Consider the following 18,774-nt stretch of genomic DNA (forward strand, 5'->3'; position numbering starts at 1 on the left):
GGAACGCTGCCGCGGTCGCCGCCGGGGCCCGCTCCCCACCCTAAGATGGTCCGTATGCCATCAAGCCCTCGCCCTCCGCTGCGCTGCCCGTTGTGCGGCGCCGCACTGAATGCCCAGGGCGGCGCAGCTGACGCTGCCCGCAAGGCCCTGGTCTGCGGGTCCGGGCACAGTTTCGATGCGGCGAAGCAGGGCTACTACAACCTGCTGGTGGGCAAGGGGACAGTCTTCGAATCCGATACCGCCGAGATGGTGGCTGCCCGCTACGCCTTCCTCGACGGCGGGCACTACCGTCCTCTGGCAGACGCCGTCGCGGCCGCCGTTGTGTCCGGGCTAACCCCTGGCGAAGCCTACACAGTCCTCGATTCGGGCACGGGGACCGGCCACTACCTCAGGGTGGTGCTGGATGCGGTGCAGCGGACTACGAACAGTTGCACCGCCGTCGCGCTCGACATCTCCAAGTTCGCGCTCCGGCGCGCCGCGCGCCTCAACCCCGAGGCCATCAGCCTCGCCTGCGATGTGTGGCAACCTCTTCCGGTGGCCGACGCCGCCGTCGACGCCATTACGGTGATCTTCGCTCCCCGCAATGCCGCCGAATTCGCCAGAGTCCTCCGCCCCGGCGGGAGACTGGTGGTGGTGACGCCGCGCGCCGGACACCTGGCTGCCATCGCCGTCCAGGCAGGGATGCTGTCCATCGAGGACGACAAGGACACACGGCTGTCAGAATCCCTCTCGCCGCACTTCGTCGCCGAGTCCACCCGGGACCTGGATATCCAGATGATGCTTACGCCCAGCGAGCTGGCTGACCTGGCCTTTATGGGTCCGGCCGGGCACCACCTGGACCGCATGGCCATTGCCGCCAAAATCGGCAGCGGCCACGTGTCCCCACAGGTGGAGGCACGATTCCGGCTCACCGTCTTCGGCCTGGTACCGTCTGCACAGTAACGACTTGAGCACGTTCAAGCGCCGCCCCGGATGCAACCTGCCGTCCTGCTTTCCGGCAGACTAGGATAAATAGACAGGTACCGGAAGGTCAAGGGGCACGGAATGTTTGAATGGCTCGGCGAAAACTGGTGGGCACTGTGGCTCACAGCCTTCCTCGCGTTCGCAGTGATCGAAATGATCACCCTTGACCTGTTCTTCATCATGCTCGGCGGCGGAACACTTGCCGCGCTCGTCGCGGATTTCGCCGGCGCTGACCTGTGGCTGCAGATCGTGGTGTTCTGCGTCGTCTCGCTGCTGATGATCGCCTTCATCCGCCCGGTCGCGCTCAGCCATCTGAAAAAAGGACCCGCGGACCAGCGCACCAACATAGACCGCCTCATTGGCGAGCAGGCCCTGGTGATGGAAGCAGTCAGCTCCACCGGCGGCCTCGTCAAGATCGGGGGCGATGTCTGGAGTGCCAGGTCCTCCGGCGGCGTCCTGCCTGCCGGCCAGAAAGCAGTGGTCTCGGCCATCGACGGCGCCACGGCAGTTGTCGCCGCACCGCCGGAGCAGTCCGCACAGTCATAAATACAGCCTAACAATTGGGGAATGGGAGACGTATGGATAATGCAGGAGGAGCCGCCTTGGCCATTGTGCTGGTGGTCCTGATCGTGTTCGTGATCATTGTTTTGGTCCGCTCAGTGCGGATCATCCCGCAGGCGAGGGCCGGTGTCGTTGAACGGCTCGGTAAATACCAGCGGACCCTCAACCCGGGACTCACCATCCTGATCCCGTTTGTGGACCGGCTCTTGCCGCTCCTGGACCTGAGGGAGCAGGTGGTGTCCTTTCCGCCTCAGCCGGTCATCACCGAAGACAACCTAGTGGTTTCCATCGACACCGTGGTGTATTTTCAGGTCACTGACCCGCGCGCTGCCACGTATGAAATTGCCAACTACATCCAGGCCGTGGAGCAGCTGACCACTACCACCCTGCGTAACGTTGTGGGCGGCCTGAACCTGGAAGAGGCGCTCACATCCCGCGACCAGATCAACGGCCAACTGCGCGGTGTATTGGACGAGGCAACCGGCCGCTGGGGCATCCGCGTCTCGCGCGTGGAGCTCAAGGCCATTGACCCGCCCCACTCCATCCAGGACTCGATGGAGAAGCAGATGCGGGCCGAGCGAGACCGCCGCGCTGCGATCCTCACCGCCGAAGGCACCAAGCAGTCTGCCATCCTGACGGCTGAAGGCCAGCGGCAAGCATCGATCCTCGCGGCAGAGGGCGACGCCAAGGCAGCCATCCTTCGTGCAGACGGTGAGGCGCAGGCCATCCAGAAGGTCTTCGATGCCATCCACAAGGGCAACCCCGACCAGAAGCTGTTGGCTTACCAGTACCTCCAGACGCTTCCGAAGATCGCAGAGGGCTCATCGAACAAGCTCTGGATCATTCCCAGCGAAATTGGTGAGGCACTCAAGGGCATCGGCCAGGCACTGGGGGGCACCAATCCGGACCCGAGCGCCGGCGTCAGCGGGCTGTTCGACGAGGAACCCGCCAAACAGCCTGGGTCCTGACCGGGATCTGCCTCAGACGGGCCGGGAGGGGATCCGCGATTCGTCGCGGGTCCCCTCCCGTTTTGCGGCTTGGCCTCACGCCGGTATAATTGAGTATTTGTCCGGTCGGACCAGATCCGCTGGAACAAGAATGCTTCGCAATGCGTTGAATCATATGATGCAGCACAGTGCACACAGTAGTCCGGGGCGGTTATGCCGGTCCGGCTTGCGTGGAGTCCTGCTCCGCGAACCGACCAGAGGGAGAAAACATGAGCGATCGCAGCCTGCGGGGTATGCGTCTTGGCGCGCAGAGCATGGAGACCGAGTCCGGCGTTGAGCCGGCTCCGCGCCAGCGTGTCGAATACCGGTGCGAGGACGGCGAGCAGGTCTTCGTGACGTTCTCTTCAGAGGCTGAAATTCCTCCTGTGTGGGTTTCCAAGACCGGCAAGGACGCGCTCCTCGTTGACGGAGAGCGTCCGGACACCAGCAACGAAAAGGCTGTCCGAACCCACTGGGATATGCTCCTGGAGCGCCGTTCCCTTCCGGAACTGGAGCAGATCCTCGAGGACCGGCTGACCATCCTGCGCGAACGCCGTGGGGAACGGCGCACGGCCTGACCCCAAGCGGCGGTCAAGGCCCTCGGCAGAGGCCAAGCGTCATGGCCTGACGCGAGCTGAATGATTGAGAAAGGGCCGGCCCGGCAACGTGATCACGTTGCCGGGCCGGCCCTTATCTTTTTGTCCTAGCCGCTGCTGCAGGTCAGCCCTGTGCCGGATCTTTCTTGCCTGTGAGCTTGTTCCAGCGCGCCTGCAGGCCCCACCGGGTGACGTTGACCATGGCCTCAACAACAATGTTGCCGCTCATCTTTGACGCTCCGAGCTCGCGCTCCACGAACGTAATAGGGCGCTCCTCGATTCGGAGGCCCAGCTTGGCTACACGCCACGCCAAGTCAACCTGGAAGCCGTAGCCCACTGAATCGACCAGGTCAAGATTCAATTTTTCCAGCGTGGTCCGCCGGAACGCGCGGTAGCCGCCGGTGACGTCCTTGATCTTCAGGCCCAGCATCAGCCGGGCGTAGGTGCTGCCAACGCGTGAAATCGCCTGCCGGTACAGCGGCCAGTTGACCACGCTGCCACCGGGAACCCAGCGGGATCCCATGGCAAGGTCCGCGCCCTGTTCAACGGCTTCCAGCAGCTGGGGAAGCTGTTCGGGCTGGTGTGAGCCGTCCGCATCCATTTCCACCAGCACGTCATAGCCGGCCTCGAGCCCCCATTTGAACCCGGCAATGTATGCGGCTCCCAGCCCTGCCTTGCCTTTGCGGTGCAGGACGTGGACTTGCGTATCCTCGCCGGCAAAGCCGTCAGCAAGCTGCCCGGTGCCGTCCGGGCTGTTGTCATCCACCACCAGAACGTCGGAAGCCGGAACGGCTGCACGCAGGCGTTGCAGGGTCTTGGGCAGCGATTCCAGCTCGTTGTAAGTAGGAATGATGGTGAGGACGCGCACAAAGGGCCTTCCTGGACGGGAGCGGTCGGAGCGGCTGAACTGCGGCGTAATAGCTGGCGGTCAGGCGCAACTATCTATTATAGGGCGCTTTGTTGGGGCGCTGGCCGTTGTCTGCGGTCAGGACCGCAGTGCGGCACTGGAATACAGCTCAATGCCGTCCCTCACCGTCTGCAGGCACACCGGGTCCGCGCCGGTGTCCATTGCCGGGAGAAGCGGCGTTCGGGCCCGCGGATCCGTGCTCCAGGACTGGACCCGGCCGTCCGCCACCTGGACCATGAGCTCCTCAACTTCCCAGACGGCGAAACTTGCTGGTGCGCCGGGAACCAGTTGCCCGGCCATGGGATTGTGGTACTTAGCTGCCCGCCACCCCGCGCGGGTGTGGCCCAGGAATGCTGCCCGGGCAGAGATCCGTTCAGCGTGGTTGTGGTGGTCCAGGCAGGCGCGGACGCTGGACCACGGGCGGAGCGGTGTCACGGGGCTGTCGCTGCCGAAGCTGATCGGGACTCCGGCAGCGTAGAACGAGGCAAACGGGTTCATGGACCGGCTTCGGCTCCCCAGACGCTGCGCATACATTCCGCCGGCGCTCCCCCAGGCAGCGTCGAAGCCTGGCTGGGCGCTGACGGTGACGGCGTAGCGGCCCAGTTGCTGAACTGCGTCGGCGTCTGCCAGTTCCACGTGCTCGAAACGGTGGCCGGCTGCACGGATCCGCTGCTCCCCTACTTCGGCAGCAGCGATTTCCAGAGCCTCCAGCGCGGCATCAAGTCCAGCGTCGCCGATGACGTGGAAGCCGCCCTGAATGCCCAGCAGCGAACAGGCCGCCAGGTGGGCGCCGGCCTGCTCCGCCGAGACGTACAGGTTGCCCCGCTCCTCCGCCGCGTCGCTGTAGCCGGACCTCAGGGCCGCTGTCCTGGAGCCGATGGAACCGTCAATGTTCAGGTCGCCTGCCAGGCCGCGCACGGATACCCCCAGGTCATCCAGCAGCGCCCTGGCCTGCTCCTCCGAGGTGGCCAGTTCGCCCCAATACGGCAGGATCTCCGGCATGGCCTCGCCGGAGGCTGTGTTCCATGTGGCGGCCAGGCGCAGATCAGAAACTCCGCCGATATGTGGCGCGGCCATCTCCGCCAGTGCCACGTAACCGTTCTCGGCCGCTTCGGTCAGGGCGCGCCGCTGGTAGGCCAGCAGGCTGGCCTCCGGGAGCCGCCGTGCTTCCTGGCGGGCCGCCGTATGGGCGGCCCGTTTCACCTGTGAACCTGTGGTGTAGCCGTCGAGACCGCCAAGCCCGGCGGCGGCAGCCAGCGAGGATGAAACTAACGCCGAATGCGCATCCACCCTGGCCAGGAACACCGGCCTGCCGCCCGCCGCCTGCTCAAGTTCCTCGGCCGCCGGCAGGGCAGGGTCCTCCCACGTGGATTCATCCCAACCGTGACCCAGCAGGGGGCCGTCGCCTTTGGCTGTGGTCACTGCATCGAGCAATTGCCGGGCCGAGCGGATCCCGCTCAGCTGGAGGGAACCCAGTGCGATGCCGGTTTCGGTGAGGTGGACGTGGGAGTCAACAAACCCCGGCGCGACGAGGGCTCCATGGAGGTCGATGATTTCCATGGAGCTGTCGGCAATGGAGGAGGCCGCCTGCTCTGAGCCGACCCAGGCAACGGTGTCGCCATCAACCAGCATGGCAGTGGCGAAGGGGTCCGCTGCCGTGTAGACCGAGCCGTTGCGGTAGAGGACCACCTTCCGCTCGTGCGGTGCGGGCGTGGTGGAACGTTCAGTGGTCATGCGGGCGAAGCTCCTGGGGCTAGTGGGAAGAATTTGGGGTGCCAGTAGATCAGGCGGGTTCATCAAAGTACGGAAGAGTAGGCCACGACGCCGCGGCGGATGAGCGAAATTGCTTCTGCACAAAGCCTGGACACGCGCGGATCCAGGCCGGGAATCTTGGCGAGCTGGTCGAGAAGATCGATGACCTGTTTGACCCAGCGGACAAAGTCGCCCGCCGCCAGGTCTGTGCCGTTCAGTACGTCCTGGAGGTGCCGACCCTTGGCCCATTTGTACATGGGCCAGACCAGACCCAGCTCGGGTTCAGCGGTCAGCGGCAGCTTATTTGCCTCTTCCACGTCCTCCAGGGCCGACCATTCCCGGATCACCACATCCACGGACGATTCAAGCGAGACGCTGGGCATCCGCGGGCGGAGGCCCCTGTCCTCCCGTTTGGCCTGGTAGACCAAGACGCTGGCCAGGGCTGCTACTTCGACGGCGTCGAGGTCGTTGAGTGCGCCCAGCCGCAGTGCTTGCGAAATCAGCAGGTCTTTCTCGCCATAGATCCGGCGGAGCCGCTGGCCGTCCGGGCTGATGGCCAGGCGAGCGTCAGCTCCTGCTTCCAGGTAGCCGTAGGCGGAAAGGACGTCGCAGACACGATCGAATGTTTTGGCAATGGTGTTGGTCCGGCCCTGGATCTGCCGGACCAAGGCATCCGTCTCCCGGCGCAGCTTCCACCACCGCTCGGACCAGCGTGCGTGGTCTTCACGCTCGCTGCAGCCGTGGCAGGGGTGGGCGCGGAGTGCCCTGCGAAGTTCCGTGATGCGTTTTTCCTGATGTGGTAATACGGATCCCAGGCCAAAGTCGGTGCTGCGGCCGGGTGCCGGCGGGCGGTTCTCGCGCAGCGCATTCCGGGCCGACGATGCGAGGTCACGCCGCGACTTGGGGACCTTCGCGTTGAACGACTTCGGGATCCGGATCCGCGTCAACGGCGCGATGGGGCCTTCAAGGTCCTCCGTGCCGATTCGCCTGAGCTGGTTGTCGAGCGTGAGGATGGCGGGCCGTGGTTCCCTGCCGCTGTGGTCCGAGCTCAGCACAATCGCGGGCCCGGGAGCCCGCCCGCCCGGGACATCCACCACGTCGCCGGGCATCAGCCGCGCCAGCGAGTCTTCATTCAGGGACTTGTGGGCGCGGGACTTGCTGCGCGAGGTGACATTTTCGGCGTCGGACAGTTCACGGCGCAACCGGGCATACTCGGTGAAGTCCCCGAGGTGGCAGGTCATGGACTTCGCGTATCCGGCGAGGGACTCTTCGCGGCTGCGCACCTGCTTGGCAAGTCCGACAACGGACCGGTCCGCCTGGAACTGCGCGAACGAGGACTCAAGGATTTCCCGCGCACGGGCGCGGCCAAACTGTGCCAACAGGTTGATGCTCATGTTGTACGTCGGCCGGAAGCTTGAGTTCAGCGGATAGGTACGCCTTGAGGCGAGGCCGGCAACGGCGGCCGGGTCCGTGCCCGGCTGCCAGAGGACTACCGCGTGGCCTTCGACATCGATGCCGCGGCGGCCCGCGCGGCCGGTCAGCTGCGTGTACTCCCCCGCGGTGATGTCCACGTGAGCTTCACCATTGAACTTGTCGAGTTTTTCCAGGACCACGGAGCGGGCAGGCATGTTGACGCCCAGTGCCAGCGTTTCGGTGGCAAACACAGCCTTGACCAGGCCCTCAACGAAAAGCTTCTCGACCACTTCCTTGAAGGTGGGAAGCATACCGGCATGATGGGCCGCGAAACCCCGGAGGAGGCCGTCCCGCCACGTCCAGAAGCCGAGGACGTCCAGGTCATCGGACGGGATGTCCTGCCCGGCCTCGTCAACGCGCAGGGCGATGATCTGCTGCTCTTTCTCCGTGGTCAGCCAGAGTCCGGAAGAGACACACTGGGCAACAGCGGCATCGCAGCCTGCCCGCGAGAAGATGAACGTGATGGCTGGCAGGAGGTCCTGCCGGTCCAGGCTCGCGATGACCTGGGGCCGGCTGGCCTTCCGGACAGTGCCGGGCTGGGCGCCTTGCCGGGGGCGCTCCTCTGTCCGTTGCCGGTGCTGCCGGCGCTGGCTCCGGCCGCCGTGGCCGAAGCGTCCGGTGAAACTTTGCTGGCCCTCGCTGCGGGCCATCCTGAGCAGGTCAGGATTGACCTCGAACCGCTGGCCGTCGGCGTCTTTGGTGGCTGCGGTGAGCTGTTCCTGGACCGGTATCGGAGCTCCGGTCTCAGCGTCCGCGGGCGGGGCGATCTCGTCGAAGGTGGTTTCGCCGGCGAACAGGTCCACGATGTCGCGGCCCACCATGACGTGCTGCCAGAGGGGAACCGGCCGGTGCTCGGAAACGATGATGTCGGTGTCGCCGCGCACAGTATCCAGCCACGCGCCGAATTCTTCTGCGTTGGACACTGTGGCGCTGAGGGAAGCTACCTGGACTTCACTGGGGAGGTGGATGATGACTTCCTCCCATACGGCACCACGGAAGCGGTCCGCGAGGTAGTGGACTTCGTCCATCACCACAAAGCCGAGGTCATCCAGGGTTTCGGAGTCTGCGTAGAGCATGTTCCGTAGGACTTCCGTGGTCATGACCACAACGGGGGCGTCGCCATTGATGCTCGTGTCCCCGGTCAGGAGGCCGACGTTTTCCGCACCGTACTTTTCGGAAAGCTCCGTGAACTTCTGATTGCTTAGTGCCTTGATCGGCGTTGTGTAGAAAGCCTTAAGGTTTCGTTCCAAAGCCAGGTAGATGGCAAATTCGCCCACGATGGTCTTGCCGGCACCGGTGGGGGCAGCCACCAGCACTCCCTTGCCCTCCTGCAGGGAGCGGCAGGCGAGGCGCTGGAATTCGTCAAGTTCAAAATCGAGGGTGCGGACAAACCCGCCGAGGTAGGTGCCCGCTTCGGCCGTGCGTTCCGCGCTGGCCCGGTAGCTTTCAGAGGGCGAGAGTGGCCCGGAGATAGAGGACATGCCTCAAGCCTAGTGCGCCGGGCGCTACAGGTTCTTCAGTTCGTTGCCGGGCGTAGCGATGTCGGCTGTCGCGTCCGTCTCAGCTGCCTGTTTCGCCTCGCGCTTGTCACGGCGCGTGTCGTTGAAGATGCACAGCCCGATCGCCGCGAAAAACAGGATCAACAGCGGCGCAGCAAGCAGGAACATGGACAGCGCGTCCGTGCCGGGTGCGGCCAGTGCAGCAAGGACAAAAACCAGGAAGACGATAATCCGCCAGGCTTTGAGGATAGTCCTGCCCCTGACCACGCCAGCCATGTTGATGCCGACCAGGATCACGGGGACCAGGAAAGAGATCCCGAGTATGAGCAACATCTGCGTGGCAAACGTCAGGTAGTCGGTGGCCGAGATGTTGTTGGCACCGGTCGCGGGTGTGAACTGCAGCAGCGCCCTGACCACGGTGGGGAACACGAGCCAGGCGACAAACACACCAGCCAGGAACAGGGGCACAGCGGCCGCCATAAAGCCGAGCGTGTAGCCGCGTTCCTTCTTGGTCAGACCCGGCGTGATAAAAGCCCACACCTGATAGATCCAGACAGGACTGGAAATAACCAGCCCTATCTGGATGGCAATCTGGATCTTGAACGCGAAAGGATCTGCGATGGTCGCAAAGTTCAGGACCGCGGTCCGCCCCGTATCCCGGGCAATTGAAACCAGCGGGTCCGACAGGCTGGCGACAACAGGGTCGTAAAGGAACCAGCCACCCACGCCGGCGAGCAGCACGGCAATTGCCGACTTGATCAGCCGGTTCTTGAGCTCCTTGAGGTGGTCCCAAAGAGCCATCCGCCCCTCAGGGTTGGACTTACGGCCCCGCGTCACTGCCACTTCGGGTTAAGCGCGGGTCGACGGCGGAACGTCAGTGCCGTCGGTCGGCTCACCGGGCTTCGCCGGCGGGTGGTTGATGATTTTTCCTTCCACCGGGCCGGAAGCCGTGTCGGTGGTATCGGTTTTGCCGTCGTTCTTCATTTCCTTGACCTCGGACTTGATGATCCGCATTGACTGGCCAAGGCTGCGCGCCATGGCAGGGAGTTTGGGCGCGGCGAAAAGCAGCAGCGCAACGACGATGATAATGACAATTGGCCACGGGCCATCAAAGAGTCTTCCCACGGGAAATCCTTTCCTCTTACAACATCCTACGTCTAACTGAGATTGAGATCGCGAAGTGACTGGGGCTGGCCCCCGTCTCGCCTCCGCTGGATCCGCCTCTGGCGGCGGTCCTCCCGGCGGGATGACTTGGACGCGTCGTAATCATGACGCATCTGCGCCGGTGAGGCAAAAACAGCGGCACCCGGCTGAAACGATTCTGTCGGCCGTAAGCCGTCATCTGCCGTGGTCGCTGCCGGTGCAAGATGTGACACTTTGGTTCCGGCGGCACCCAGATCCTTCAGGACCAACATGAACTGGCGGTAGAGCCGGATGCCCAGAAGGACATAAAAGAGCAGGGAGAGCGCAATCAGCGCAATCCAGATCAGGATCCAGGACCACCAAGGCATGCTGACGAGTCTAGCCGCCGTACCGGTCCAGGGCCGCCTCGATCCACTCCAGCGCCGCCGCCCCAAGCTCGGAAGGTTCAAGAATCCTGACGGCCCCGCCGTGCTGAGCCACGAACATGGGCAGCCAGGCCGTGCTGCCGAACCGTATCTCGGCAACAAGGCCGCCGCCGGGAAGAGGTGCCACACGTTCGGCGTAATAGTCGTCCGCCAGGCCGGCGCCCTGCCTGGTGAGCTGAACGAGGACCGTGGTGTCGTCGTCATTGGGGGTGAACAGCTTGGCCGGGAAGCTTTCCCCGGCCCGGACCTGAGTGGATGCGGAACGTCCGTTCGGGTGGACCGCCTGGACCCTGTCCAGCCTGAAGTTCCGCAGCCCCTGGGCTGCATGGCAGTAAGCCTCGAAGTACCAGGTGTTATCCAGGGAATACAGGCGGAGCGGATCCACGTCACGTTCTGAAACCTGGTCGCGCTGGGCGGAAAAGTACACGAGCCGCAGCTGCGACCGCTTATGGATGGCCCCACGGACAACGTCAAGGAGGGCCGAATCAGCGGGCCCAACTTCCGGACCGGCAAGCGAACCTGCCCGGAGCCCTTCTTCGCCGGCCGCTGCCATCAGCTTAAGGGTCACGGACTCCAGTGCGCCGCCCTCGGCAAGTTCGGGAAGCCCGTTGAGCGTCTCAAGCCCGGTCAGCAGCGCACAGGCCTCGTCCACAGTAAACCGGACCGGTCTCTTGAGATCCAGGTCCTGGGTGATGTAAACGTGGCCCGCTTCCCAATGGATGTCCAGGAGGTCGTCCGGGTATCCCTCTGGAAGTCCGGAGCAGATGAGGATCCGCAGGTCGCTTTCCAGCTCCCCGGGCGTAACATCAAAGCGGGCCGCGACATCCTTGATGTGGAGGCCTTGGTTGTGGACCAGGAACGGAACCAGCTGCAGCATGCGTTTGAGCTGGTCCTCAGAGGTTCGTTTGCGGACGGCGCGGCCCCGCGGTGCATGGGCAAACAGATAGACGGGGCCGGGAGCGGCACAGAAGGCGGCCGCGTTGCGCAGCCGGTGCCGCACAGCAGCCACGAGCTCGTCGGGAGCATGTGCCACAGCGTCGGGGCCGTAGGAGGCAAGCTCCTCAGCCAGTACCTCAACGTCCCTGAAATTGACCTCCAGACGTTCGTAGCCGGCGTCGAGCGTTCCCGAACTCCCGGCGGGAACCGGTGTGGTGCGCCGTCGCAGGCCAAGGTGGCGGCCCTCCCGGACATCCACGACGGCGGTCCGGAGCGGCAGTTCCGGAAGCCGGTCCAGTTCTGCGCGGACATTGAAGTTCGGCGGCGCCGAGTAAGATTCCTTCTCCAACACCGTGACGGGGCCCGTGAACCGGGAAAGCCTGAAGTGGCGCGGTGCCTGGCGTGAGCGATCGTAGCCGGTCAGATACCACTGGCCAAAGCGGCTGCCGAGGCCCCACGGCTCCACCACCCGTTGCTCTTCCTTACCGGTGGAACCTGCCAGGTAAGGGAAGCTGACGGGGTGCTGGGCGTGCATGGCCGCCACCGCGTCATCAAAAGCCTGGCCCGCCGGCCGGATCCGCGGCTGCACGCCGACGGGAAGTTCAACGTCGGACAAGGTGCCGGAGGCCTGGAGCTTGCGCAGGGCGTTGGCGGCGGCGGTTCCCAGGGCGGCACGCTCCCACAGCTGGGACGCCAGCAGGAGGACGGTCCACTCCCCCGGGCTGAGCTGCACATCGGGCAGCCGGTTCGATTCCTTGCCGATGCGGTAGCGGGTGGTGGCCGGGTCATCTTCGCTCCAGCCGTGGTCCGTCACGGTTTCCACATCGAAGCCGAACTGACGGAGGTCATTCTTGTCCCGCTCAAACATCCTGCCGAAGGCCACGTCGTTGCCGGACGTGTCGTGGTAGACCTTAGCCCGCAACTCTGCACGGCGCAGGCCGTATTTTGTGTTCAGGAGGGCGATCAGAAGATTCAGCAGGCGTTCAGTACGGGAGACGGACACGCTGGCTACGATACTAAACTCCTTCGTGGAAAGCAGAAAGCGCGGCAACAACAGGAAAACAGAACCCTGATTGTTACCGCGCTTTCCGGCCCTGCAAGGCTTCGGTCAGCGGACGCCCACGAGGTCCACTACGAAGATCAGCGCTTCGTTGGGGCCAATGGCTCCGCCAGCGCCGCGGGAGCCGTATGCCAGTTCGGACGGAATCTCCAGGCGACGGCGGCCGCCCACCTTCATGCCCAGCAAGCCCTGGTCCCAGCCCTGGATGACCTGGCCCACGCCCACGCGGAAGTCCAGCGGGGCGCCGCGGCCCCAGGAAGCGTCAAATTCTTCGCCGGTGGACCAGGCCACACCGACGTAGTGAGTGGAAACGGTGTCGCCCTTTTTGGCCTCGGCACCGTCACCGTCGATGAGGTCGGTAATGACCAGTTCGGTGGGGACATCGCCTTGCGGGAAGTCAATTTCCGGCTTCTGGCGGTCGAAATTGCGCTGACCAAATGACATGGTTGCTCCTTTGATTATTAGGGTGGGTGATGTGTTGATGTTTACTTGACGCCGAGGATGTCCACAACGAAGACAAGGTCGCCCTTGGCTTCGCCCTGGCCGGCATCACCGTATGCGAGGTCCTTGGGGACCACCAGGAGAACCCGGGAGCCCACCGTCTTTCCGGCCAGTCCCTGGGTCCAGCCCGGAATCACGCCGGTCAACGGGAAACTGGCAGGTTTGCCGCGGTCAAAGCTTGAATCAAATTTAGTGCCGCCAACGAGGTTGACGCCAACGTAGTTGACGGTCAGTGTGTCCGTTTCCTTAACCACAGCGCCGGCGCCCCTGATCAGGTCCTGGGACACGAGTGCAGCAGGCGCAGCGATTCCGTCAACGGAGATCTCCGGGACGCCCTGGTCGTTGTCCTTTACGGTGGGCAGGCCGGCCGGCGGGCTGACAGTCTCACCTTCGGGCTTTGCGAGCGGCGGAACAGACGGCGCGACATCTTTGGTGGAGAGCACCTTGATCAGGAGAAGCTGCGTTGGCTGGGCGGCGGCGGCTTCTGCGGTTGCGGCCGGTCCGGGAATGGCCAAGGCAAGGCTCGAACCGACCTTGGAGCCAACAAACGCGCTGTAGATGACCGGGCTTCCGGTCTTCAGTTCCTCGTTTAGCTCCAGCGGTTCGGGCTCGCCGGGGAAAGTGTCCTCCAGCGTGGATCCGTCAGCACCGCTGACCGCGAGGATGGAGATGTTTGCGATCTGGTTCTCTTTGACCCGGTCGCCGTCGCCTTCGGTGACCACTTTGATGGTGGGTTCGGTGACCTCGAGGGGCTTGGAGAACTCGACACCGGGAGCTTTCTTGTCCCCGTTGTCCGTCAGTTTCAGGGAGTCGAACTTGGCAGTGTCACCGGCAGACTGGCTGGTGGGTTCCGGTGCTGCGGGTGAACCGCCACAAGCGGTAAGCAGCAGCATGCCGGGGATCAGGATTGCTAGGAGTCGGCGCACGTAAGAGAACTTTCGTCGGGGCAGGGTGGACGCGGTGCCGGGATCAGGCGCTCGGCACCGCTTCAAGGCCAAGGAACGGCCCTATCAAGGATAGCCCGTGAACCTGAACGTCAGCCCATAGAGCCCAGAAGCGCATCCACCCGCTCATCGACGCTCCGGAAGGGATCCTTGCACAGGATGGTCTGGTGTGCGCGGTCGTTCAGTTTCAGGTGCACCCAGTCAACCGTGTAATCCCTGCCCAGTTCCTGGGCGCGCCGGACGAAATCGCCCCGCAGCTTGGCCCGGGTGGATTGAGGTGGAACGTCCACCGCGTCTTTGATCAAAGTATCGTCCACGACCCGGCTAACTGCGCCCCTGGACTGCAGGATGTAGTACAGCCCACGACCCCGGGAAATGTCATGGTACGTAAGATCCAGCTGGGCGATCCTGGGTGCATCGAGCCCCAGGCCGTGCCGCTGCCGGTAGTTGTCCATCAGTTTTTTCTTGATGGCCCAGTCGATTTCCGTGTCAATGGTGCTGGTGTCACCACTTTCGATCGCGTTCAAGGTCCGTTGCCAAAGATCGAGGATGAACGGAACGTGCGGATTGTGGGCGCCGTGTTCCTGGACAAAGGCCGTGACCTTGGTGAGGTATTCCTGTTGGATCTCCAGCGCTGTGAGCTGGCGGCCGTTGGCCAGGCGGACCAGTGCCCTTCCACTGAGGTCGTGGGAAATCTCTCGGATGCTGCGGATGGGGTTTTCCATCCTCATGTCGCGCATGATCACCCCCGCCTCGATCATGCGCAGGATGAGGTCCACGGTTCCGACCTTGAGCAAGGCTGTGGTTTCGGACATGTTGGAGTCGCCCACAATGACATGGAGCCGGCGGAAGAACTCGGCGTCGGCGTGCGGTTCGTCTCGGGTGTTGATGATGGGCCGTGAACGGGTGGTGGCCGAGGATACGCCTTCCCAGATGTGGTCTGCCCGTTGGGAAAACGCATACGTGGCCCCGTGCGGAGTCTTCAGGATCTTTCCTGCCCCGGCGATCAGCTGGCGGGTCACCAGGAAGGGGATCAAGATTTCCGCGAGACGGGAGAATTCGCCGCGACGCGGGATCAGGTAATTTTCATGGCTGCCGTAGGAGTTGCCGGCCGAATCGGTGTTGTTCTTGAACAGGTAGACCGTGCCGTTGAAACCTTCCGCGGCCAGCCTTGCCTGTGCCTCGTCAACGAGGTCGTCCAGGATCAGCTCTCCAGCGCGGTCGTGCGCGATGAGCTGTGCGAGGTCGTCGCATTCGGCCGTGGCGTACTCAGGGTGTGAGCCGACGTCGAGGTACAGCCGGGAACCGTTGGTCAGGAACACGTTGGATGACCGTCCCCAGCTGACCACCTTGCGGAACAGGTACCGGGCCACCTCTTCCGGGGCCAACGGCCTCGAATCGGGGCTCGAATACGAGATTCCGAACTCGGTCTCGATACCGAAGATCCTCTTGTCCATCTCAGTCCTCCTCTGCAAGCAGCGCCGTGATATCAGCATCGTTGAGCCGCCGGAAGGCCCTGCGGAAGCCCCGGGAGGTCTCCGACTGCCTGTCCAGGACGGCAACTTCCACGGCCTTGGCAGGAAGGATTCCTGCCGGTTCGCCCTGATCAGCAGCCTGGTCGGCGCTGCTGGACAGGCCGCCGGTAGCCAGGCGGACAGCACCGGCGAACCTCAGGGATGGTCGCCAGCCCTCGGCGATGACCGCAGAGACACGCTCCGCCTGGCCGCCCATGACGATGAAGCCGTGCTCGTCAGCGATGGACCCGTCGAATGTGAGCCGGTAGAGGTGGTCCAGTTCCGGTGTGGCGCCAACTTCGGCGACCGCGAGTTCCACTTCAAAGGGTTTCTGTTCGGCGGTGAAAACGGCGCCGAGGCTTTGCGCATAGACGCTGGCGAGGCCCCGCGCTGTGACATCCTCGCGGTCGTAGGAGTAACCACGGACATCCGCGTAGCGCACCCCGGCCTGGCGCAGGCTTTCGAATTCGTTGTACTTGCCAACGGCGGCAAAGGCGATTTTGTCGTAAATCTCGCCGATTTTGTGAAGTGAGGGTGAAGGGTTTTCGGCGACCAGGGCGATGCCGTCCCGGCAGCTGATGACCACCACGGACCTGCCGCGGGCGATGCCCTTCCGTGCGAAGTCCGCACGGTCCTTCATCAGTTGTTCAGGCGAGACATAAAACTGCTGCGTCATCTCAGGCCTCCCGCCGCTCGGCGGACCGGGCTTCGATAATCCTGCCCGCCACTGCGGCGAGCTCGGATTCGGGGATACGCCGTGCGCCATCCCTGTTCACGGTGTACACCACCGGCCATAATTGGCGAACCGGATCCGGCCCGCCTGTGGCGGAGTCGTCGTCGGCCGCGTCGTAAAGGGATTCGACCGCCACGAAAACTGCCTCGGCTTCTGCCAGGTTGGGCCGCCAGAGCTTCTTCAGCGCACCGCGGGCAAACACGGAACCGGAGCCGACAGTGTGATGCTCGCGTTCCTCGTACCGACCGCCGGTTACGTCGTAGGAGAAGAGCCGACCCACGCCGGCAGTCGTGTCGAAGCCGGCGAACAGCGGCACCACGGCGAGTCCCTGCAGGGCCATCGGCAGGTTCCCTCGGATCATGGCACCGAGCCGGTTGGCTTTACCGTCGAGGCTTAGCAGTGTCCCCTCGATCTTTTCGTAGTGCTCCAGCTCCACCTGGAAGAGCCTCGTGAGGTCAATGGCGATGCCGGCTGTGCCGGCGATCCCCAGTACCGAATACCTGTCGGCCGGGAAAACCTTTTCGATGTGCCGGCTGGCTATGACGTTGCCCATGGTGGCCCGCCGGTCACCTGCCATCAGGACGCCGCCGCCGTAACTCATCGCCACGATCGTGGTGGCATGGGGCACCTGCAATGGAGCTGCCCCCGCTGCAACAGGCATGACCCGGTTGTAGGGAAGCAGGTCCGGCCGGTCGCGTTGCAGATGCTCGGTGAATGAGGATGTCGCGTTGCCGGCTACCTGGTTGGCGGTTGTTTCCTGCACTGATGCACTCCTTGTACGTGGTCCCTCAACGTCGGTACAGATTCCGGCCGGACGCGATTTCCGCCACACACCCGGTTCCGGGTTACTGGCCGCCCTTTTGGACGAAGGCGCGTACGAATTCCTCGGCGTTGGACTCCAGCACGCCGTCGATCTCATCAAGGAGGTCGTCTACGCCCTGCGTGGCAGCCGACGCCTGGGCTTCCGGGGCCGCCGGAGGCGCCTCGGGGATCTCGTCCTCGACCCGGCTGTCGTGTGATTGTGGCTTCTGCTGCTCCTGGCCTGCCATGATGATCTCTCCTCCAAAAATCCTCGGATCCGGGTGGATCTGCTGATACGCCCATATTGCCACGCTGTCCGCCAGACGGCGCAGTTTACGCCGCAGGCGGAGCGGTGTTTTGCCCTAAAAGTTCGGCGAGGAAGGGACCTGCCGTCCGGTGGCGCGCAAACAGCCCACCCGTGAGGTCCTTCGTACCGCGAAGGGGTTCCCGGGTTGGCACGCGTTGGAGCCGGCCGTAGCCCGGCACATCGAAGATGACCGAGTCCCAGCTGGCCCCCACCACGTCTTTGCCGAAGCTACTGATGCACCGTCCGCGGAAGAAAGCCCGCGTGTCCGACGGCGGTTCGGTCATCGCCGCGGCGATGGCCCCGTCGTCGACGATCCGCTGCATGCGGTTCCTGGCCAGGAACCGGTAGTACAGTCCCTTCTCCGGCCTGATGTCTGCCCACTGGAGGTCCACAAGGCCGAGCCTCGCGTCGCCCCAGGCAAGGTTGTCGCGGTTCCGGTACCCGTCCAGGAGGGACAGTTTGGCCAGCCATTCCACGGATGTGGCCGCCGCGTTCCTGTCGGAATCGAGCTGGGTCAGTGTGGCAGCCCAGCGTTCCAGCACCTCATGCGTATGGCCGTCCCCGTCCACGGCATCGGAAACACCGGTGTCCTGAGCCAGTTTCGCCGCCGCCTCGTGGTATATCCACTGCATGTCGAGGGCCGTCACGCGGCGCCCGTCCAACAGCCTGAGTTTTGCTGTCAGCGACGTATCGTGGCTGATAGCCTGCAGGGCCGCGACGGGCTCGTGGACCTCCACCTTGGGCGCCAATCCGGCCTCTATCAGGCTAAGAACCATGGCCGTGGTGCCGAACTTGAGGTAGTTCGAGGATTGGCTGAGGTTGGCGTCGCCGATGATCACATGAAGGCGCCGGTATTTGTCGGCGGTGGCGTGCGGCTCATCCCGGGTGTTGATGATGGGACGCCGGATAGTTGTTTCCAGGCCGACTTCGGCCTCGAAGAAATCCGCCCGCTGGCTGATCTGGTATCCGGGCGTGGAGCTGTCCTGCCCCAGACTCACCCGCCCCGCGCCGCACATGATCTGGCGTGTGACGAAGAACGGTGTCAGCCCCCGCACAATGTCCCCGAAGGGCACCGAGCGCGGCATGAGGTAGTTCTCGTGGGAGCCGTAGGAGACGGACTTGTTGTCCGTGTTGTTTTTGTACAGGTTGATTGGGGGCAGTTCCGGATCCGCGGCCAGACGACGGACGGCTGCCAGCGCTACGAGGTCCCCGGCCGCATCCCAGATCACAGCATCGCGCGGGTTGGTCACCTCGGCACTGGAATACTCCGGATGCGCATGATCCACGTAAAGCCGGGCTCCGTTGCCAAGGACCATGTTCATTAGGAGACTGCCGGACTCGTCGTCGCCGTCCAGTTCCAATTCCTCACGGCCGTAGGCAAGCGCTACCGCTTCCGCGTTGAGGACCGGCGGCTGGTCGGTCAGCTGGCTGGGGTGGGCCGAGGCCCGTTCCAGGGTCCAACCGCGGGCGTCGTGGAGGGGCTCCTCGTCCGTGTAATCCCATCGGGTCTCTGCCCCTCCGGCCGCCCTCTGCCGCGTCACCTGCGCATAAGCCTGAACAACACGGGCGGACATCATGGTGGCGTTTGCTCCTGGCGCCGACGGTGCGTGGATGCCGTATTCCGTTTCCGCCCCCATGACGCGCATGGCCCCACCGGCCGGGAGCCCTCCCCC

Annotated in this window: 18 protein-coding genes; 4 read left to right on the top strand and 14 right to left on the bottom strand. The window is 64.0% G+C overall.

The features are described 5' to 3' along the window. Window positions 1-54: 54 nt before the first annotated feature. From ACQCSV_RS10335 to ACQCSV_RS10350, 4 genes are all read left to right on the top strand, one after another. A complete protein-coding gene (locus ACQCSV_RS10335) occupies window positions 55-942 on the top strand; it encodes a putative RNA methyltransferase (RefSeq protein WP_354156453.1) in 888 nt (295 codons plus the stop codon). A 102-nt stretch (window positions 943-1,044) separates the two neighbouring features. Then, the gene (locus ACQCSV_RS10340; RefSeq protein ID WP_354156454.1) at window positions 1,045-1,509 is read left to right on the top strand and encodes an NfeD family protein; all 465 of its coding nucleotides are present in this window, start codon (window positions 1,045-1,047) and stop codon (window positions 1,507-1,509) included. A gap of 32 nt (window positions 1,510-1,541) precedes the next feature. Next, window positions 1,542-2,492 (top strand): SPFH domain-containing protein, encoded by a 951-nt coding sequence (locus tag ACQCSV_RS10345; protein WP_354156455.1) that lies wholly within the window; start codon window positions 1,542-1,544, stop codon window positions 2,490-2,492. A 248-nt stretch (window positions 2,493-2,740) separates the two neighbouring features. Next, entirely contained in the window at window positions 2,741-3,088 is a 348-nt protein-coding gene (locus ACQCSV_RS10350) for an RNA polymerase-binding protein RbpA (RefSeq protein WP_185260564.1), read from the top strand. Window positions 3,089-3,230: 142 nt separating this feature from the next. On the opposite strand, the gene ACQCSV_RS10355 is transcribed toward ACQCSV_RS10350, so the two are convergent. From ACQCSV_RS10355 to dop, 14 genes are all read right to left on the bottom strand, one after another. After that, window positions 3,231-3,974: a polyprenol monophosphomannose synthase gene (locus ACQCSV_RS10355; RefSeq protein WP_354155706.1), complete on the bottom strand. Its 744-nt coding sequence runs from the start codon at window positions 3,972-3,974 to the stop codon at window positions 3,231-3,233. Between the two features lie 117 nt (window positions 3,975-4,091). Next, window positions 4,092-5,747 carry an amidohydrolase family protein gene (locus ACQCSV_RS10360; protein WP_354155707.1) on the bottom strand — a complete coding sequence of 552 codons (1,656 nt, stop codon included), beginning with the start codon at window positions 5,745-5,747 and terminating at the stop codon, window positions 4,092-4,094. Between the two features lie 62 nt (window positions 5,748-5,809). Further along, window positions 5,810-8,719, bottom strand: a complete 2,910-nt coding sequence (locus ACQCSV_RS10365; RefSeq protein WP_426938381.1) for a DEAD/DEAH box helicase — start codon at window positions 8,717-8,719, stop codon at window positions 5,810-5,812. A gap of 24 nt (window positions 8,720-8,743) precedes the next feature. Beyond that, window positions 8,744-9,538 carry a twin-arginine translocase subunit TatC gene (gene tatC / locus ACQCSV_RS10370; protein WP_426938382.1) on the bottom strand — a complete coding sequence of 265 codons (795 nt, stop codon included), beginning with the start codon at window positions 9,536-9,538 and terminating at the stop codon, window positions 8,744-8,746. A 48-nt stretch (window positions 9,539-9,586) separates the two neighbouring features. Continuing rightward, a complete protein-coding gene (gene tatA / locus ACQCSV_RS10375; RefSeq protein WP_193342811.1) occupies window positions 9,587-9,862 on the bottom strand; it encodes a Sec-independent protein translocase subunit TatA in 276 nt (91 codons plus the stop codon). Between the two features lie 32 nt (window positions 9,863-9,894). Next, entirely contained in the window at window positions 9,895-10,248 is a 354-nt protein-coding gene (locus ACQCSV_RS10380) for a hypothetical protein (protein WP_426938383.1), read from the bottom strand. A gap of 10 nt (window positions 10,249-10,258) precedes the next feature. Beyond that, entirely contained in the window at window positions 10,259-12,244 is a 1,986-nt protein-coding gene (locus ACQCSV_RS10385; protein ID WP_426938384.1) for a helix-turn-helix transcriptional regulator, read from the bottom strand. Window positions 12,245-12,349: 105 nt separating this feature from the next. Beyond that, window positions 12,350-12,745 (bottom strand): FKBP-type peptidyl-prolyl cis-trans isomerase, encoded by a 396-nt coding sequence (locus ACQCSV_RS10390; RefSeq protein WP_426938385.1) that lies wholly within the window; start codon window positions 12,743-12,745, stop codon window positions 12,350-12,352. 41 nt (window positions 12,746-12,786) lie between these two features. Beyond that, window positions 12,787-13,728 (bottom strand): FKBP-type peptidyl-prolyl cis-trans isomerase, encoded by a 942-nt coding sequence (locus ACQCSV_RS10395; RefSeq protein ID WP_426938386.1) that lies wholly within the window; start codon window positions 13,726-13,728, stop codon window positions 12,787-12,789. A 110-nt stretch (window positions 13,729-13,838) separates the two neighbouring features. Beyond that, a complete protein-coding gene (gene pafA / locus ACQCSV_RS10400) occupies window positions 13,839-15,203 on the bottom strand; it encodes a Pup--protein ligase (RefSeq protein WP_354155713.1) in 1,365 nt (454 codons plus the stop codon). 1 nt (window position 15,204) lies between these two features. Further along, window positions 15,205-15,936 carry a proteasome subunit alpha gene (gene prcA / locus ACQCSV_RS10405; RefSeq protein ID WP_354155714.1) on the bottom strand — a complete coding sequence of 244 codons (732 nt, stop codon included), beginning with the start codon at window positions 15,934-15,936 and terminating at the stop codon, window positions 15,205-15,207. 1 nt (window position 15,937) lies between these two features. Next, complete coding sequence (prcB, locus tag ACQCSV_RS10410; protein ID WP_354155715.1) at window positions 15,938-16,756, bottom strand: proteasome subunit beta; 819 nt, start codon at window positions 16,754-16,756, stop codon at window positions 15,938-15,940. Window positions 16,757-16,838: 82 nt separating this feature from the next. Beyond that, window positions 16,839-17,042: a ubiquitin-like protein Pup gene (locus tag ACQCSV_RS10415; RefSeq protein WP_354155716.1), complete on the bottom strand. Its 204-nt coding sequence runs from the start codon at window positions 17,040-17,042 to the stop codon at window positions 16,839-16,841. 85 nt (window positions 17,043-17,127) lie between these two features. Beyond that, the gene (gene dop / locus ACQCSV_RS10420) at window positions 17,128-18,747 is read right to left on the bottom strand and encodes a depupylase/deamidase Dop (protein WP_354155765.1); all 1,620 of its coding nucleotides are present in this window, start codon (window positions 18,745-18,747) and stop codon (window positions 17,128-17,130) included. Window positions 18,748-18,774 lie beyond the last annotated feature (27 nt).

It is taken from the genome of Pseudarthrobacter sp. S3 (assembly GCF_050156905.1).
Classification (GTDB): domain Bacteria; phylum Actinomycetota; class Actinomycetes; order Actinomycetales; family Micrococcaceae; genus Arthrobacter.

Coding starts and splice junctions, on each gene's coding strand:
- tatC (WP_426938382.1), bottom strand. CDS start 9,538: ATGGCTCTTTGGGACCACCTCAAGGAGCTCAAGAACCGGCTGATCAAG.
- ACQCSV_RS10380 (WP_426938383.1), bottom strand. CDS start 10,248: ATGCCTTGGTGGTCCTGGATCCTGATCTGGATTGCGCTGATTGCGCTC.
- ACQCSV_RS10360 (WP_354155707.1), bottom strand. CDS start 5,747: ATGACCACTGAACGTTCCACCACGCCCGCACCGCACGAGCGGAAGGTG.
- prcA (WP_354155714.1), bottom strand. CDS start 15,936: ATGACGCAGCAGTTTTATGTCTCGCCTGAACAACTGATGAAGGACCGT.
- ACQCSV_RS10340 (WP_354156454.1), top strand. CDS start 1,045: ATGTTTGAATGGCTCGGCGAAAACTGGTGGGCACTGTGGCTCACAGCC.
- pafA (WP_354155713.1), bottom strand. CDS start 15,203: ATGGACAAGAGGATCTTCGGTATCGAGACCGAGTTCGGAATCTCGTAT.
- ACQCSV_RS10390 (WP_426938385.1), bottom strand. CDS start 12,745: ATGTCATTTGGTCAGCGCAATTTCGACCGCCAGAAGCCGGAAATTGAC.
- ACQCSV_RS10335 (WP_354156453.1), top strand. CDS start 55: ATGCCATCAAGCCCTCGCCCTCCGCTGCGCTGCCCGTTGTGCGGCGCC.
- ACQCSV_RS10415 (WP_354155716.1), bottom strand. CDS start 17,042: ATGGCAGGCCAGGAGCAGCAGAAGCCACAATCACACGACAGCCGGGTC.
- ACQCSV_RS10350 (WP_185260564.1), top strand. CDS start 2,741: ATGAGCGATCGCAGCCTGCGGGGTATGCGTCTTGGCGCGCAGAGCATG.
- ACQCSV_RS10345 (WP_354156455.1), top strand. CDS start 1,542: ATGGATAATGCAGGAGGAGCCGCCTTGGCCATTGTGCTGGTGGTCCTG.
- ACQCSV_RS10365 (WP_426938381.1), bottom strand. CDS start 8,719: ATGTCCTCTATCTCCGGGCCACTCTCGCCCTCTGAAAGCTACCGGGCC.
- dop (WP_354155765.1), bottom strand. CDS start 18,747: ATGCGCGTCATGGGGGCGGAAACGGAATACGGCATCCACGCACCGTCG.